Origin of the sequence: Streptomyces sp. NPDC050560, assembly GCF_044457285.1 — a bacterium.
Taxonomy (GTDB): domain Bacteria; phylum Actinomycetota; class Actinomycetes; order Streptomycetales; family Streptomycetaceae; genus Streptomyces.
Genome location: NZ_JBITGT010000007.1, coordinates 125219 through 139758, shown reverse-complemented (window position 1 = coordinate 139758; position 14540 = coordinate 125219). Strand labels below are relative to the sequence as shown.

Here is a 14540-nt window from a genome sequence, read left to right as displayed (position 1 = left end):
CGACAATGGCGTTATTCGCCCCGCCCATTCGAGCACCCCGTAAAGAAGCGGGTGCGTATATACGCACGCCACCGCTCCGCCACTGTCGTACAGGGGGAAAACTGTGCCGAGGGACAACGACCGGCCGGCGAATTTCCATCCCGGTGAGCTGGACGCCCAGAAGCGGGCAGGCCACACGGCCGAAGCGGAGGACCTGGGGCCGGTCGTCAAGCCGTTCCTCGCGGAGGGCGGACGCTCGCTCGTGCTCTGCGCGCGTATCGCCGTGGCCGCGACGGTCGGCCGCGACGGCTCGCCCGTGCTCTCGCTGCTCGTCGCCGAGGCCGGGGAGTTCGGCGCCCTCGGCGCCTCCGGCCTCACGCTCCCCCGTTCCGCCGTCGCGCCGGGGGACGCCCTCTTCGACCGGCTGCGCTGGGACCGGCGCATCGGCCTGGTGTTCCTCGACCCGCACACCCGGCGGCGCTTCCGCGTCAACGGCGAGGTGGTGGACTCCCGTCACAACCCGCTGGAGGTGTCCATACTCGAAGCGTTCCCGAACTGCAAGAAGTACCTGGTCCGCCAGCAGTTGGTACCGTCGGCGCGACCCGCCGCGACGGCGGCGACCCAGGGCCGGTCGATCACCCGGGCCGACGCCGCCCTGCTGTGCCGGGCCTCACTCGTCTTCGTCGGCAGCGGGAACCCCGGGGGCCAACTCGACGCGGCGACGCGCAGCGGGGACCCCGGGTTCATCCGCGAGGTCGCGCCGAACACCTTCGAGATCCCGGACTTCGCGGGGAACGCCATGTACCAGACCATCGGCAACCTGCTGCTCGAACCGAGGGTGAGCGTCGGCTTCGTCTGCGGGCAGGAGTTCGTGGTGTTCACCGGCTCCGCGACCGTGCACTGGAAGGACGAGGCCGAACGAGCGGGGGGCAACGGCCGCTTCTGGCGGTTCACACCGCTGTCCTGGCGGCGGGTGCCGCTGCCGGCGCCGGTGGAGCTGAGCGGCGGCGAGCGGTCCAGGCACACGCCCGTCCTCGACTGACCACCCGTCCGCCCCTCATGTCACACCATCCGGAGGAACCCGAGTGTCCGCAACGCACGACCGCACCGGCGGGGAGCGGCCGCCCACGCCAGAACGGGTCTGGGAACTCTGCGAGTTCTACATCCTCGGCTTCGACATCGCCCGGCTGCTCTACGCGGACGACGGCCGCCCGCTCGGAGAGCGGTACGCCGCGGAACGGGTGCGCGAGGGCGTCCCCTACGAGATGCGCCGGTGCCCGTACCCCGGCTCGCGGGGCGGCCACCCGATGAACGTGTCGGCGCTGCGCAGCCTGCAACCCGACTGGTCCGACGTGCTGGAGGGGGTCGCGGAGATCCGCGAGGCGTTCCACCGCAGGTACGGGCACGAGGTCCTGGACTGGCGCTGGGTGTGGGTGCTCGGCCGGGTCCTCACCACGCTCCCGGCCTTCTACGCGCGGCGCTCGGGTCTTGGCAGCCGCACCGTGGTCCCGCGGCGGCTCGCGAGCCTGTACAAGCCCAGCCTCGGCATGGCGATGACACCGGAGTATGTGATGCTCGCAGGCGGCGACCACAAGGCCGCGCCGAGCCCGGCGGAGTTCCTCCACGAGACCGAGGAGCGCGGGGTGTTCCACACCCCGGACGCCGTCTGCTCGGGGCCCGTGCGTCATGTCCAGGACTTCCTCGAAGCCTGCCTCGGCCCGCGCCGCGCGCCGCGCCGCCGGTGGGTGCGGGACCTGGTCGACCTTGACGGCCTCCTCGCCTATAGCTGGGCCAACGCGGAACTCGAACTCGCCAAGTACCGCTTCCTCCTGGCCCTCGCGCTGCGCGGCGGCCGGGACTGGGGGGAGGTCTTCGACTCGCCCGCCCCGTCCGAGTTCGACGGCCGTGCGCTGGACGAACTCGCCTCCGTGGCCGACGACACCGTCGGATACCTGGGGTTCGACAGCGGGATCGGTGAACTCGGCAGGAGCCGGAGCGCGTCGCTCGCGGACTGGTGCGGGCTGTTCTCCGACCTCCTCGTGCCGGTCCTCGCCCTGGTCCCGGACGCCCCGGCGCGGCCGGTTCTCGGGGCGGCGGACGTCCGGCTCATGGGGCGGCACCTCAGCCGGAGTTGGAAGTCCGGCATCGATGCCGGAATCGATCTCGCCCGGGTGCCCGTGACCCCCCGCTGAGCTGCGCCGCAGCGCCGCCCGGCCGCCGGTCCACCGGCGGCCGGGCGGGTGGGGCGCGCGCCGGTCTTCCATAGTGTTGAACGAGCGGAAGGTGCCGCATATCGTTGATTGCCGATCGTCCGGCCCCTGGAGCCGGCGTCAGACCTCGGAGGAATCGCTTGGGGCATCGTCGACATCCCCGTGCCCCCTCCGGCGGCCGGTCGAGCCGGTCGTCGCGTGCCCCGCTGACGAGTGACGACGGGGGCGTTCACCGGGGCCGGCGCCCCGGACCCGGGCCGACGGGATCTCCCGTCTGCCACCCCGCCCGTCACCACCACCGCGGCCAGAAGGGATACCGACGAAGATGCCACGCATGGTGACGCCAGGCGCCGAGCGGCTTTACCAGTTCCTGGTCCAGAACGGCGGATCGGCGCCCCGCTCGTCCCTGACCGGCAAGGAGTGGGCAACCCCTGCCGACCCCGCCGACTCCGCCGACCCCGCCGAGTGTGCCGATTCGCCCATCGACGAGGACATCGGCACCCTGGTGTCGCTGCACCTGGTGCGGCTCGACCCCGAGACGGGCGTGGTCTCGGTGCTCAACCCCCGGCTCGCGCTGGCGGCTTCGCTCGGCCGCCGGGCCCTGGAGATCAGCAGGCTGCACAGCGAGTCGGAGCAGATACGGGCGGGGGTCGAGGGCCTCCAGGAGGCTTTCGACTCGCTGGGCGGCGCCGACAGCGCGCTGCGCGAGGTGGAGCGCAGCACCGATCTCCAGCTCGTCCGCTCGCTGTTGAGCCACGCAGCCCAGAACTGCGTGAGCGAGGTGCTGACGGCGCAGCCCGAGGCGCTCCAGGAGAGCACCCTCGCCGACAGTCGGCCGCGTGACCTGGCCCTGCTCCAGCGCGGTGTCCGGATGCGCACGATCTATCCGCACACCGTGCTGTCGAGTCCGACGGTGCAGCGGCACTTCTCGATCATGCAGACGGCGGGGTCCGAGATCCGTACCGCCTCCGGGATCATCGAGCGCGTCGTCATCTTCGACCGCGAGGTGGCCTTCCTGGCCGATCGCAGGGACGGCGCGGGCGGCGCCGTCATCATCCGCGAGCCGTCGGTCGTGGAGTACCTGTACCAGTCGCTTGAGCAGACGTGGCGGCTGGCGACGCCGTTCGTCTACACCGGGGTCGGGTACGGGGAGACCATCGACGACATCAAGTCGGCGATCCTGCGTCTGATGGCGGCGGGCGTCAAGGACGAGGTGGTGGCCAAGCGCATGAACATGTCCACCCGCGCGTGCCGTCGTCATATCTCCGAGATACTCACCGAATTAGGCGCGCACAGCCGTTTCCAGGCCGGTGTGCTGGCGGCCGGGCGTGGCTGGACCGACGGCGGTCGGCAGGACGCCGCGGTGTGAGCCGCCCCACGGGCCCCATCGGCCCCGCGAGCCCGGTGCGCGGTGGCCTGTTGAGGGCGCCCTTCACCAAGTCGTCGCGCCGACATGGACGCCTGGCGCGGTCGCGCCAGGACCCGGCGGCAGCGTGGGGAAGAGCGGGCTGATACAGGAGGCCGCGCACCACCGGTCCTCGCCCCATGACCTGTCGCACCAGTGGCTGCGCTCCCAGCGCAGGGCGGCGGCGTTCAACTCGACCAGGGCCTGGTACACCTCGGCGGTCCCGGCGAGCCGGCTCTCCTTCGTGGCGAGGGGTTCCCGCCGTCGGCCCAGGTGGCCCAGAAGCTCCCAGGCGATGGGGCCGGACGACTCGGCGGCGGCGCCGAACGCCTCCCAGGTCTGCGCCGCACCCTGCCGCAGCCGCCCGAGCAACTCCGTCTCGCGGCAGGCCGCCGGTTCCGCGCGCCGTGCGCCGCCGCGGGCCGCGCGTCGGCCCTCGCCCGCGATGGCGACCACCTTCGCGGCGGCGTCGTCCCCGGGCGTCCCGCGCCCGTCGTCGGCCGCTCGCCGGTCGCCGTCGGAGAACTCCCGGCCGAGCGCCGCCGTCGCGGTACCGAAGTCGATCAGGCGCACCGCCCGCCGGAGGCTGCGGATGGCGAGGTGGAAGTCGCCTGCCCAGATGCTGCGCGCCGCCAGTGAAAGGTCGTCGGCCGAGCGCGCGGCGACGAATTCCATGAGCGGCCGGGACGCGGCCGAGAACCGCGGCGTCCCCGGGGGCACGCCTCCGGCCCCGCCGTCTCCGGAATCGTCCATGGTGCTCCTCTCCTCACCCCGGGCGCAGTTACGCGTCCCGGGGCGAACCGCCGGCCGTGTTCGCGCGTCACTGCCAGCCCGTGTCGTCCTCGGACCCGGCCGCCGCGGTCACCGACATCGGAGCGCCCGTGGGCACGGTCGCGGTGTGGGTGGCCACCACCGCGAGTACGAGAGCCGCGGATACGGCGAGAGGCATGGCGACAAGAGCTGAAGAAAACCTGGCGAACATGTTTTTGTTTCCCCCTAGGAAATCTGCACGCATTCGTGCTGTCTCAGCCTCCGCGAACTCCGTGCACATGTCGTGGACATTGCACGCCCCGTTTCGGTGGCCCTGGAATTCCCAACACGACAAGCATTGCCCGGCACCCGCTCGCGCCACAACAAGCGGGCGCTGACCACAAGTGCGCCGAGCACTTGTTTCCACCGGGGCGCGGCGATCCGGAACGCGCGCCTCCCGGCCGTACGGCCACCGCGGGCCCCACGCGGCGGCCACGGCCGCAGACGACGCCTGTGAGCAGGTGCGACGGCCCGATGCCCGCCCGGCGTGCGGCGGGCGCGGCGGCCCCCCTGGCGGGCGGGTGCGCGCTCGGTCCGCGGCCCGCGAGCCGGCCCGAGCGGAGCCCCGGCAGGTCGCGCGCCCGCCGCGCGGCGCGTCCGCGGCGGCGGCCGAAGCGGGGCCCGATTTCTCCCCCCGGCCGGTGGATATACCCGTCCCCGCATTGTCGCGGAACGTGTTCACGCGCCCCCGGGAAAAAGGCAGTGGCCACAAGTGGTTGCCGCACTTGCTGACAGTGCGGGCCACTGGCGCGGGGGTATAGGGGCTGCCAGGATTCCCGCTTGTCATGGAAGGCGGCGGGGCCGGGGGCTGAGCCTGCGTGGGACAGCGATTCATCGACAGCCCGGAGCCGCCGGTTACGACGCCGTCCACACTTCCGTCCAGAACGAGGTGACCCATGAAAGCTGCCGGAGTCCACGACGGCGCCGATCTCACAGGCATCAAGGTTTTCGTCGGTGGGCCAATCCAGTACGCGATCGAGGAGGGCAGCTTCTATTCACCGCTGCACCGCACGCTCCACGGAATCATCGGCGCGCTCCAGGAAGCCGGCGGCACCGTTTTCTCGGCCCATGTCGCGGAGAAGTTCGGAATCGACACTCCGCTGTTCTCGCCGCAGCAGGTGTCCGTGCGCGACTTCGGCTGGATGCGGCGGTGCGACGTGTTCGTGCCGGTGCTGCCGGTGCGGGACGGCGATCTGCTGCGTACCGACGGAACGCATGTCGAGATGGGCTGGGCCTCCGCGCTCGGCAAGCCCATCGCCCTGGTGACGCGGCAGCCCTTGGCGTCCGGCGCGAGCCATCTGCTGCGCGGGCTGCCGGAGATCGCCGACGTGTCCCTCTTCGACGACATCGAGGTGGCCGAGGACCCCGGGCCGCTGCTCACGTCGATCGCCCGGTCGGCCCGGCGCACGGTGAGCGTCGCCTCATGACGACGGCCCGCCCGCGCGAAGCCGCCGAGCCTGCCCTGGACTTCGAGAGGATGAACGGCCCTGATGGACGGGAACTCTGAACGCGACTGGGTGATCCGCTGGTTCGCGGAGAACCTCGGCCACACGCTCTCGGCCGGCAGCGCGCTGCGCGGCGACATCGACTCGCTCGTCATGGCGGAGCTGTTGACCGCCGCGGAGTACGAGCTGTCCCGCGACACCTGGGCCGACTTCACCCCGGCCTGCTTCGACACCGTCGAGACGCTGGCACAGCATCTGGCGGACTCCCCGCCCGGCGCGGAGAAACGCTGGTACCGCCCGCTCGCCCCGTCCGGCCGGGACCTGCCGCAGGCGCCCGACGGCTTCCGCCGGGCCAGGACCTCACTCGGCGACGTCGTCGTCGAGGCCCCCACGACCCGGCCCGCCGCCGACGGCAGGGCGGGCAGCCTCATGCTGGTCGGCGAGGGCGCCGCGGCGATCACGGATCTCGTCGCCGACCTCGAAGCCGCCGTGGCCGCCTTCGAGCCGATCCCGGTGTGGTACCCGATGCTCACCAACTCCGCCACGGGGCGCGACCATCCGCAGAACATCTCGTCGTCGCTCGCGACCGGCCGCCTCCCGCACGCGGCCTGCCTCGAACTGCTTGCGGGCCTCGACCGGCGCCGCGACGGACTGTACTGCGGCGTGGGGTACGCCTACCGGCACGAGCCTGCCAGGCGCTGGTCCGCCGCGGGGCGGCTGGAGGCGTACCGCGTCTGGGAGGCCGTCTGGTGCGGGCCGGCCGAGCGGGCGCCGGCGGTGATGGAGGAGGTCAGGCTCAAGGTCGCGGCCGTCCTCGACCGCGTCGCGAAGGGCGACTGGGTGCCGGCGCTCGACGGCTTCACACCCGGCATGAAGCGCAAGAACGAGTGGACGGTCCGCGACGACGAGCCCGGTGCGGGTACCGCCCTGTCGTCGCTGAACGACCACGGTACGGCCTTCGTCGGCGGCGGCAGGTCGAGCTTCTGCCTGGGCGTGGGCATCGACCGCCTGGCCGATCTGGACCTGCTGTGACCGCCCCGGTGCGGCAGTGGAGCCCGGCGGGCCGCAGGATGACCGCCGCGGGCGAGGGCACACCGCGGATGTGGCGGGAGGCGGGCCTCGTCCCCTGCCCGGACGGCCTGGGCGGGGGGATCGTCCTCGGCTCGCCCGGCGACCGGGCCGAAGCCCTCCTCGCGGCCCCGGTGTTCGCCGCGCACCCGTGCATCGGACAGAGTTCGGGCGACCCCCGGCGGCTTCCGGTCAGCGTCGTCTGGGAGGTGCTTCTCCCGATGCTGCTCGCGGCCGGGCGGGGCAGCCGTGTCATCGTCCGGATCAACCTGGCGGAGGAGCAGTTGAAGTATCCGGGCCGCGCGGAGGGGCTCGCCCGGGTCGCGAACGAGGTGGCGGCGGCGACGGAGGGGCTCGCGGACCGGTTGGGCGTACCGGGCGAGGTGCGTGTCAACACCCGGCCCCCGGCGTCCGCCGCCCCCGTGGACACCTCGGTGCTCTACGGGCTCTTCGCCCCTTTCCAGCCCGACGTCGACCACCCGCGGGGGTTCCGCAACGAGGACGACATCCTCATCGCGTTCACCTGGTACCTCGCCCGCTACCGCGAACTGCCCCCCGAAGCCTGCGTCGTGGAGGGCGCCCACATGGTCGCCGCGGTCCGGGCGGCGCTCGGCCCCGACGCCCCCTACCTGGCGGCGCTCGGGCTGCCCGCGCCGAGCGGACGGCCCTGTCTCGTCCAGGACGCACCGGCCGGCGAGCGGATCACCATGGCGAACCTGGAGGAACTGCCGCTCGACTGGTGGCCGGAGGAGGCCGTCCGACGGGTCTTCGGCAGGGGCCTTCGCGCGCTCGCCCTGGACTTCCGTACCCACCTGACCACATGACGACGGGACTTGACCGATGAAGTCTGGCAACCAGCTCAGGGTGCTCGCGGGCATCCGGCAGATGCGGGTGCCGTTCCTCGTGGCCTTCCTCGGCCGGCTGCCGCTCTTCATGAACTCCGCCGCGCTGGTGCTGTGGACGGGCACGAGCGGCGACTCCGCGGTGCTCGGCGGGTTCTACGTCGCGGCGCTGAACGCCGGGGTCGCGGTGTCGGGCCCCTGGATCGGCCATCTGGCGGACCGCCGCGGACGCACGACGGCGTTGCGCCTCACCGGAGTCGGGCAACTCCTCGCGCTGGGCGCGCTCTCCTTCCAGTCCCCGTCCTCCGTCATGCCGAACGCCGTCCTCTGCCTGCTGGCCGGTCTCTCCACACCGCCGATCAGCCCGGCGATCAGGTCGGCGGCGAGGGAGCACCAGCAGGAGCACGAGCGGGAGGCGATCTTCACAGGGGAGGCCCTGGTCGGGTCCCTGTTCGCGATCGTCGGCCCGCTGCTGCTGTCCGGGTTCATCCTGCTCGGCGGCCCCGAGACCGGTCTGACGGCGGGGGCCGTCCTCGCGGGCGGGGCGGCAGTCGGGCTCTCGTTCGTACGCGTCATGCGCGGCGGCACCCGTGCGCCGGAACCGGGCGGCGGTCCCGCGGGGGCGCCGGGCGGGGTCCTGGCCCCGCTGCGGCACCGGGGCTTTCGCGCGCTGACCGTCCGGATGCTGATCGAGGCGGTCGCGGGCGGCGCGGAGCAGGTGGCCATCCCCGCGTTCGCGCTGACGATCGGCTCGGCGGCGCTGACCGGCCCGCTGTGGGCGATCTCGGGCGGCATCGGCCTGGCCGCGGGCGCCGTGTACGCCGTCAGGACGTGGCGGATGCCCAAGGAGACCCTGTACTGCATCGGTGTCACGGGGCTCGCCGTGTCCTATGTGCCGCCGATCTTCGCGAACTCCTTCGCGACCATGGTGCTGGCCCTGTCCGCGTGGACCATCCTGTCGGTGCCCGTCATCGCCACGGAGTACGAACTCGTCACGCGGACCGTGCCGGAGAGCCAGAGCAACGCCAGCTTCGCCATCATGACGTCCGCGGCGATCTGCGGCACGGCGATCGGGGCGCAGGCGGGCGGTGTGGTCATCGCCCACAGCAGCTACCGCGGCGCCTACGCCTTCGCGGCCGTCCTCGCGATCGTCGCGGCCCTCATGTCCTGGCAGAGCCGCAGGCTGTGGACCGCAGGGCCGACGGCCGACGCCGCGTCGGCGCCGCCCGCGTCCGTCGAGGGCTCCGGACGGTAACCGGCCCGGGGCGCCGTCAGGCGTGCGTGCAGGGGCGGTGCGTCACTCCGCGCCGAGCAGCGGGCCGCGGTGGTCCCGCAGCCACCCGGTCTCCTCGCGCATCTCCGCCGCGTCGCCCCTGGCCAGGAAGGCGGCCCACGGCTCCACACCGCGCCCGCCGAGATCCTCGATGCGCGCGGTCTCGCGCTCCTGGAGCCCCGCAAGCGCGTCCAGTACGGCCGCCGGCCGCGCTCCGTAGGCGGAGCAGAGGACCGCGAGCCGGGTACCGAGCAGCGACACATCCGTGATCCACGGGTCCCGTTCCCGATCCACCGGGCGCAACGGGACGGCGTACCAGGCGAGTTGGGCCACGTCGTCGATCGCGTACCCGGGCGCCGCGAAGTCCCAGTCGATGAAACCGGCGAGCTTGTCGCCGTCCCAGACCGAGTTCCACGGGCCGAGGTCGCCGTGCCGGATCACCATGCCGGGGCGCCATTCCTGTTCTGCCGCCTGCCAGTGGTCGCCGGGCGCGGGCCGGAAGCCGCTGACGTGCCGGTGGTAGTCCCGCAGCCAGTGCGCCAGCTCGACCAGCCCGTGTTCCGCCCGCAGAAACGGCGGCCAGGGCTTGAAGGCGGGCTCGCCATGGAGCAGCGACAGCACCTCTTGCCCGCCGTCGACACCCAGCGCACGCGGCGCCCCGTCGAAGCCCGCCTCCTCCAGGTGCTTCAACAGCGCGTGCACGGCCGGCGTCCACTCCCCGACGGGACGCCGGACGGTCTCCCCCACCCGCCGAACGGTGGTCACACTGCCCTGGTCGGTGGCGCCGTCCTCGATCACCCGTCGATGATAGGCCAGGCCCGGCGTTCGACGAGTTCGGGCCGCTCGGTATCCGCCCCACCGGGGGCTGCTGCCGGGCACAACAGAGTCGGCCCGACCGGACTCCGGCGACCTGCCACCGCGCTCACGGAGTGACCCGCTTTCCCGGCTGCTACTCGGTCGGGGACGACACGCGGTGCGGCGTGGACCGTCACCACAAGGGCGCCGCTCAGTCCCTGGCCGCGCCGAAGCCGATCCGTGCCGCCCGGTCCAACGGCGCCCCCATCACCCCGGCGTCCCGCGCACCGCGCGCGGTATGTGCGAGGGCATGTCCGTCGAACGCGAGCCGGAGCGCGCCGGGGTGCCGCGGTTCACCGGCAACAAGCGTGAATCCAAAACGTTTCGGATCAATATGGGGGTCCAGGCGTGTCTTCCGGCAGGGGCCACGTCAAAAAGCTGTCAGGCCCGCTGATGGAATGCTGACATGCGTCTGACGAGGGGAAATAAGTGTCCGGTTGCCCTTTTGCGGGACAGTCTTGTGGTGCTGTACTCGGTTCAACGCTCTCTCTTGCCGTGAGAACGCTTCCGAAAGGGGTACTGGAATGGCCGTTACCAGCACCGAAACCGGCGCCGAGAAACGGATTCTGGAGGCGATACGTACACACACAGCGAGCGAGAACCCGAGTTCGTTCCTGGCGCTCAACAGCGGAAACAGTATGTTCACCGTGCCGGGCGCCGACGGTGTCGTCGTCTACCGCCGCACCGGCCGCTGGGCCGTCCAGTTCGGCGGCCCGTTCGCCGCCGAGGACGACTACGACACGCTCCTGGACGCGTTCAGGAGCCATGTCAGGGACGAGGGCCTCGGCCTCGTCGGTGTGCAGCTCCAGCGCGGTGACGCCGAGCACTACGCCCGGCGTGGCTTCACCGTCAATCAGATCGGCGCCTCCTGGGCGGTGAGCCTCGCCGAATTCACCCTGCGCGGCACCCGTTTCATGCAGTTACGCAACAAGATCTCCCGCGCTCACCGCAACGGCCTCACCATCCAGGAGGTCGACGCCGGTGATGTGCGCGACGCCGTCGCCACCATCGACAAGGCATGGCTCGGGGCCAAGGGCGGCGCGCACGAGCTGGAGTTCCTTGTCGGGCAGATCGGCGGCGCAGCCCAGGCCCACCGGCGGCTGTTCGTCGGCGCCATCGACGGGGCCCCGGTCGCCTACATCTCGTACTCGCCGGTCCACGGTTCGAGGGCCGGCTGGATGCACGACCTCAGCAGGCGCATCCCCGAGGGCTCGCCCGGCCTGATGGAGGCGATCAACGCGCACGCCATCGAGGTGTTCAGGGCCGAGGGCGTCGCGTGGTTGCACTTCGGGTTCACGCCGTTCACCGGCCTCGACTCCGGCTACGAACTCGACGGCCACAGCAGCGCGTTCCAGTGGCTGACACGTGCCCTGTGGGCCGAGGGTGCCGCGTTGTACCCGGCGCAGACGCAGCTCTCGTACAAGCAGAAGTGGGCGCCCGACGTGGTCATCCCCGAGTACGTGGCTTTCGACGGACCGGCGGCCTCGCTGCCCGGCTTCGCCCACGTCTTCCGGGCCTGCAACGCCTTTTGACCACCCACCGCCAGGAAGGGACCGTTGCTGTGAACCGGTCGACCGAGGAACTTCAGCACGCCATGATCGAGCAACTGATGGCCATCATCGGTGCTCCGGACGACCCGCAGGTCGCCGAGGCCGCCGACGCCGCCGTCCATGCCGTGGAGGAGCGGATGCGCGAGGAGGCTGCCACCTGAACCGGGTGCGCGGAAGGGGAGGGAGTCCGGGACCCGGCTCCCTCCCCTTCCGCCGTGCTCACTCGGTGCCGCCTCCGGGCAGGAGCCGCCGGAACCCGGTGTAGGGCACCAGCGCGTCGGGCAGTACCACCGATCCGTCGTCCCGCACGCCCTGTTCGAGCAGCGCGGCCACCGTGCGTCCGATCGGCAGGGCCGAGCCGTTCAGGGTGGCCGCGGGTGTCTTGCGGCCGTCGGCGTGCCTGACCCTGATGCCTGCGCGCCGTGCCTGGAAGTCACCGCAGTCGGAGACGGACGAGATCTCCCGGTAGGTACCCCCGCCCGGCAGCCACACCTCGATGTCGTACGTCATTCGGGCCGAGAAGCCGAGATCGCCCGCGGGCAACAGCACGGTCCTGAAGGAGAGTTCGAGTCGGCTCAGACACTCCTCCGCATGCGCGGTCATCAGCTCCAACTGCTGCTGCGCGTCCTCGGGCGCGCAGACGCGCACCAACTCGACCTTCTCGAACTGGTGCAGTCTGAGCAGGCCCCTGGTGTCCCGGCCGTACGCCCCCGCCTCGGCACGGAAGCAGGCGGTGCGGGCCGTGACGGCGTACGGCAGGCCACGCACGTCCAGCAGCTTTCCCGCCACCAGGTTGGTCAGCGGCACCTCGCCCGTCGGAATCAGGTACAGCTCCCGCTCGCCGACCCTGGTGTGAAACAATTCCTCCTCGAACTTGGGGAGTTGACCGGTTCCGGTCATGGTGTCGCGGCTGGCGAGGAACGGCACGGACTGCTCCGTGTAGCCGTGTTCGGCGGTGTGCAGGTCGAGGAAGAAGTCGCCGAGGGCCCGTTCGAGCCGTGCCCCGGCCCCTCGGGCGACGCTGAACCTGGCGCCGGAGAGCCTCGCGGCCCCTGACGGGTCGAGAATTCCGAGCGTCTCGCCGATCTCGGCGTGATGGCGGGCCCCGTCAACGGGACACGGGGCGGGCCCGCCCCTGCGTATCTCCACGGCCTCCTTCTCGGAGATGCCGTCCGGAACTTGGTCGAGCGGCAGATTGGGGATGCCGAGCAGGATGTCGTTCAGCGTGTCGACGGTCGTGCGCGCGGTGGTCTCCGCCCGCTGCACCTCGCCACGCAGCGCACGTGCGGCTTCCCTCTCCGCATCTGTCGGCGGACCCGAGCGGCGGGCTTTGGCCGTGTGGTTCAGTTCGGTGCGCAGCCGGGTGACCTCGGCCCGCGCCAGCGCACGTGCGCGCAGCGCGCCGTCCAGGGCGTCGATGTCGAGTTCGTGGCGGCGGCGGGCGAGGCGCCGTACGGATTCGGGGCCCGCCTCCAGGAGCTGGTGGGGATCATGCATGACCGTCTCCTGCCTGGGCGGGCGCGGACGCCCGGGTGAGAGCGGCGAGGTGCCGGGTGGCCAGCCGGTGGTAGCGCGGCGGCTGCGCCTTTCGCATCCGGGCGGCACGCACCAGTCCGCCCAGCGCGACCAGCGGCAGCAGCCACGGCAGCGCGGCGATCACCCGGGAGGGGGTGCCGGTGAGCATGTCGAAGTTGTCGACGGCCAGCCACACCGAGGCCGAGAGCCCGAGGAAGGCGAGGAACGGTGCGACGAGGGTGGGCCACCAGTGCCCGCTGCTCCCGCGCAGTCGCAGCCCCAGCACGGACAGCGCGGCCAGCGCTTGGAGCGCGACGATCCCCAGGGTGCCGAGGCCGAGCATGCTGGTCGTCAGGTCCGCGTACGGAGACAGTCCCGCCGCCGCGAACACGGCCACGACCACCGCCGTCAGCGCGCTCTGCGCGAGGCTTGCCCGGTGCGGCGAGCGGTGCCTGGGGTGCTCGGCGGCCAGCACGGCGGGCAGCAGCCCGTCCTCGGCGAGGACTCGCGCATAGCGGCCCGCGGCGCTGTGCAGGGCGAGCGTCGCGGCGAAGAGGCTGGTGCACAGCAGCACTTGGAGCGCGCTGCCGCCCACCTTGCCGATGAGATCGTCGGCGAGCACGAAGAACAGGTCCCCCAGCTCCTTGCCCGCGACCTTCCGCACCCCCTCGGTGCCCACGGCGCCCACCGTCAGCCAGCAGGTCAGTGTGTAGAAGACGGCGATCAGGACGACGGCCGCGTAGGTGGCCCGGGGCACGCTGCGCCGTGCCCGCTTCGCCTCCTTGCCGTACAGAGCGGCCGACTCGAAGCCGATGAAGGAGACGAACGCGAACATCAACGAGACGCCGATCCCTTGGCCCACCGCGACATGTGGCGAGAACGACGCGATCGGCAGGGCGTGCGCCCCGTGCCGGAAGAGGATGGCGACGTCCAGGGCGGCGAGCACCCCGACCTCGCCGAGCAGCAGAAGGCCGAGTACGCGGGCGCTGAGTGTGATCTCCCGGTATCCGAGCGCGGCCGTCAGCACCAGCCCCGCGGCCGCACACCACTCCCAGGACACCGCCACTCCGTGGGCCGCCAGCACGAGTTGGGTGAAGTAGCCCAGCGCGCCGGCCAGTCCGATGGTGGCGCAGTTGTAGGAGAGCAGTGCGACGTACCCGGCGGCGACGGCGGGCGGGCGCCCCATACCGTCGGCGACGGACGCATAGAACCCACCTGATCCTCCGGTACGGCGCGTGCTGACCGCGTAGCCGACCGAGAAGCACAGCAGGGTGACGCCCGCGAACAGGAACGCCGCGGGCACGCCGGCCCCGGCACCGAAGGCGAAGGCCAGCGGCACGGTTCCGACCATGGCGGACAGCGGGGCAGCAGCGGCGACGATGAGAACGAGGATGTGCCCGGTACCGAGTCGGCCGGGCGGGGCGGGTGGCTCATGTGGACCACTGGCGGACATGGGAACTCCAGAGTGGGGAGGGTCGCCGCGCGTGCGGCTCGGGCGACTCCACCGACCACGACGAGGCCCAGGGCTCCGGGCGCGCGGGTCGTTCCTTCGGCACGCGGCGCCCCGGCGTGGCGGGGACGGGGCGCG

The 14540-nt window shown here is 72.1% G+C and carries 14 protein-coding genes and 1 pseudogene; 10 read left to right on the top strand and 5 right to left on the bottom strand.

Going from position 1 to position 14540, the window contains the following annotated elements:
* The first annotated feature begins 103 nt into the window (after positions 1–103).
* From ACIBIW_RS17645 to ACIBIW_RS17635, 3 genes are all read left to right on the top strand, one after another.
* On the top strand, positions 104–1021 hold the full coding sequence (locus ACIBIW_RS17645) for a pyridoxamine 5'-phosphate oxidase family protein (RefSeq protein ID WP_399337013.1): 918 nt from the start codon (positions 104–106) through the stop codon (positions 1019–1021).
* A 43-nt stretch (positions 1022–1064) separates the two neighbouring features.
* Positions 1065–2171: a hypothetical protein gene (locus tag ACIBIW_RS17640; protein WP_399337011.1), complete on the top strand. Its 1107-nt coding sequence runs from the start codon at positions 1065–1067 to the stop codon at positions 2169–2171.
* A gap of 352 nt (positions 2172–2523) precedes the next feature.
* Complete coding sequence (locus ACIBIW_RS17635) at positions 2524–3558, top strand: LuxR C-terminal-related transcriptional regulator (protein ID WP_399337009.1); 1035 nt, start codon at positions 2524–2526, stop codon at positions 3556–3558.
* A 63-nt stretch (positions 3559–3621) separates the two neighbouring features.
* Here ACIBIW_RS17635 and ACIBIW_RS17630 read toward each other — a convergent pair whose 3' ends face one another.
* Together ACIBIW_RS17630 and ACIBIW_RS17625 are read right to left on the bottom strand one after the other, a co-directional pair.
* The gene (locus ACIBIW_RS17630; RefSeq protein ID WP_399337007.1) at positions 3622–4347 is read right to left on the bottom strand and encodes a hypothetical protein; all 726 of its coding nucleotides are present in this window, start codon (positions 4345–4347) and stop codon (positions 3622–3624) included.
* Between the two features lie 67 nt (positions 4348–4414).
* A complete protein-coding gene (locus ACIBIW_RS17625) occupies positions 4415–4543 on the bottom strand; it encodes a hypothetical protein (protein WP_399337005.1) in 129 nt (42 codons plus the stop codon).
* A 757-nt stretch (positions 4544–5300) separates the two neighbouring features.
* Here ACIBIW_RS17625 and ACIBIW_RS17620 point away from each other — a divergent pair.
* The 4 genes from ACIBIW_RS17620 to ACIBIW_RS17605 all read left to right on the top strand — a co-directional run bounded on the left by ACIBIW_RS17620 (position 5301) and on the right by ACIBIW_RS17605 (position 9014).
* The gene (locus tag ACIBIW_RS17620) at positions 5301–5831 is read left to right on the top strand and encodes a nucleoside 2-deoxyribosyltransferase (RefSeq protein ID WP_399337003.1); all 531 of its coding nucleotides are present in this window, start codon (positions 5301–5303) and stop codon (positions 5829–5831) included.
* A 63-nt stretch (positions 5832–5894) separates the two neighbouring features.
* On the top strand, positions 5895–6881 hold the full coding sequence (locus ACIBIW_RS17615; protein ID WP_399337001.1) for a hypothetical protein: 987 nt from the start codon (positions 5895–5897) through the stop codon (positions 6879–6881).
* Positions 6878–7741: a hypothetical protein gene (locus tag ACIBIW_RS17610; RefSeq protein ID WP_399336999.1), complete on the top strand. Its 864-nt coding sequence runs from the start codon at positions 6878–6880 to the stop codon at positions 7739–7741. Before ACIBIW_RS17615 ends, ACIBIW_RS17610 begins: the two co-directional genes overlap by 4 nt.
* A gap of 16 nt (positions 7742–7757) precedes the next feature.
* Positions 7758–9014, top strand: coding sequence for a hypothetical protein (locus ACIBIW_RS17605; RefSeq protein WP_399336997.1), 1257 nt, complete (start codon positions 7758–7760; stop codon positions 9012–9014).
* A gap of 42 nt (positions 9015–9056) precedes the next feature.
* On the opposite strand, the gene ACIBIW_RS17600 is transcribed toward ACIBIW_RS17605, so the two are convergent.
* Positions 9057–9830: a phosphotransferase gene (locus ACIBIW_RS17600; protein ID WP_399336995.1), complete on the bottom strand. Its 774-nt coding sequence runs from the start codon at positions 9828–9830 to the stop codon at positions 9057–9059.
* A gap of 23 nt (positions 9831–9853) precedes the next feature.
* On the opposite strand from ACIBIW_RS17600, the pseudogene ACIBIW_RS17595 reads away from it, so the two are divergent.
* From ACIBIW_RS17595 to ACIBIW_RS17585, 3 genes and pseudogenes are all read left to right on the top strand, one after another.
* Positions 9854–10096: pseudogene (locus tag ACIBIW_RS17595) on the top strand (IS630 family transposase); the annotation flags it as partial.
* A 315-nt stretch (positions 10097–10411) separates the two neighbouring features.
* Positions 10412–11419: a DUF2156 domain-containing protein gene (locus ACIBIW_RS17590; RefSeq protein WP_399336993.1), complete on the top strand. Its 1008-nt coding sequence runs from the start codon at positions 10412–10414 to the stop codon at positions 11417–11419.
* A 29-nt stretch (positions 11420–11448) separates the two neighbouring features.
* Positions 11449–11598, top strand: coding sequence for a hypothetical protein (locus ACIBIW_RS17585; protein WP_399336991.1), 150 nt, complete (start codon positions 11449–11451; stop codon positions 11596–11598).
* Between the two features lie 58 nt (positions 11599–11656).
* Here ACIBIW_RS17585 and serS read toward each other — a convergent pair whose 3' ends face one another.
* Entirely contained in the window at positions 11657–12934 is a 1278-nt protein-coding gene (serS, locus tag ACIBIW_RS17580; protein ID WP_399336989.1) for a serine--tRNA ligase, read from the bottom strand.
* Positions 12927–14405 carry an APC family permease gene (locus ACIBIW_RS17575; protein ID WP_399336987.1) on the bottom strand — a complete coding sequence of 493 codons (1479 nt, stop codon included), beginning with the start codon at positions 14403–14405 and terminating at the stop codon, positions 12927–12929. The genes serS and ACIBIW_RS17575 overlap by 8 nt, the downstream gene beginning before the upstream one ends.
* Positions 14406–14540 lie beyond the last annotated feature (135 nt).

Bases quoted from the DNA above. Each gene is read 5' to 3' on its own strand.
- ACIBIW_RS17630 (WP_399337007.1), bottom strand. From the start codon at position 4,347: ATGGACGATTCCGGAGACGGCGGGGCCGGAGGCGTGCCCCCGGGGACG.
- serS (WP_399336989.1), bottom strand. From the start codon at position 12,934: ATGCATGATCCCCACCAGCTCCTGGAGGCGGGCCCCGAATCCGTACGG.
- ACIBIW_RS17620 (WP_399337003.1), top strand. From the start codon at position 5,301: ATGAAAGCTGCCGGAGTCCACGACGGCGCCGATCTCACAGGCATCAAG.
- ACIBIW_RS17615 (WP_399337001.1), top strand. From the start codon at position 5,895: ATGGACGGGAACTCTGAACGCGACTGGGTGATCCGCTGGTTCGCGGAG.
- ACIBIW_RS17625 (WP_399337005.1), bottom strand. From the start codon at position 4,543: ATGCCTCTCGCCGTATCCGCGGCTCTCGTACTCGCGGTGGTGGCCACC.
- ACIBIW_RS17605 (WP_399336997.1), top strand. From the start codon at position 7,758: ATGAAGTCTGGCAACCAGCTCAGGGTGCTCGCGGGCATCCGGCAGATG.
- ACIBIW_RS17635 (WP_399337009.1), top strand. From the start codon at position 2,524: ATGGTGACGCCAGGCGCCGAGCGGCTTTACCAGTTCCTGGTCCAGAAC.
- ACIBIW_RS17590 (WP_399336993.1), top strand. From the start codon at position 10,412: ATGGCCGTTACCAGCACCGAAACCGGCGCCGAGAAACGGATTCTGGAG.
- ACIBIW_RS17575 (WP_399336987.1), bottom strand. From the start codon at position 14,405: ATGTCCGCCAGTGGTCCACATGAGCCACCCGCCCCGCCCGGCCGACTC.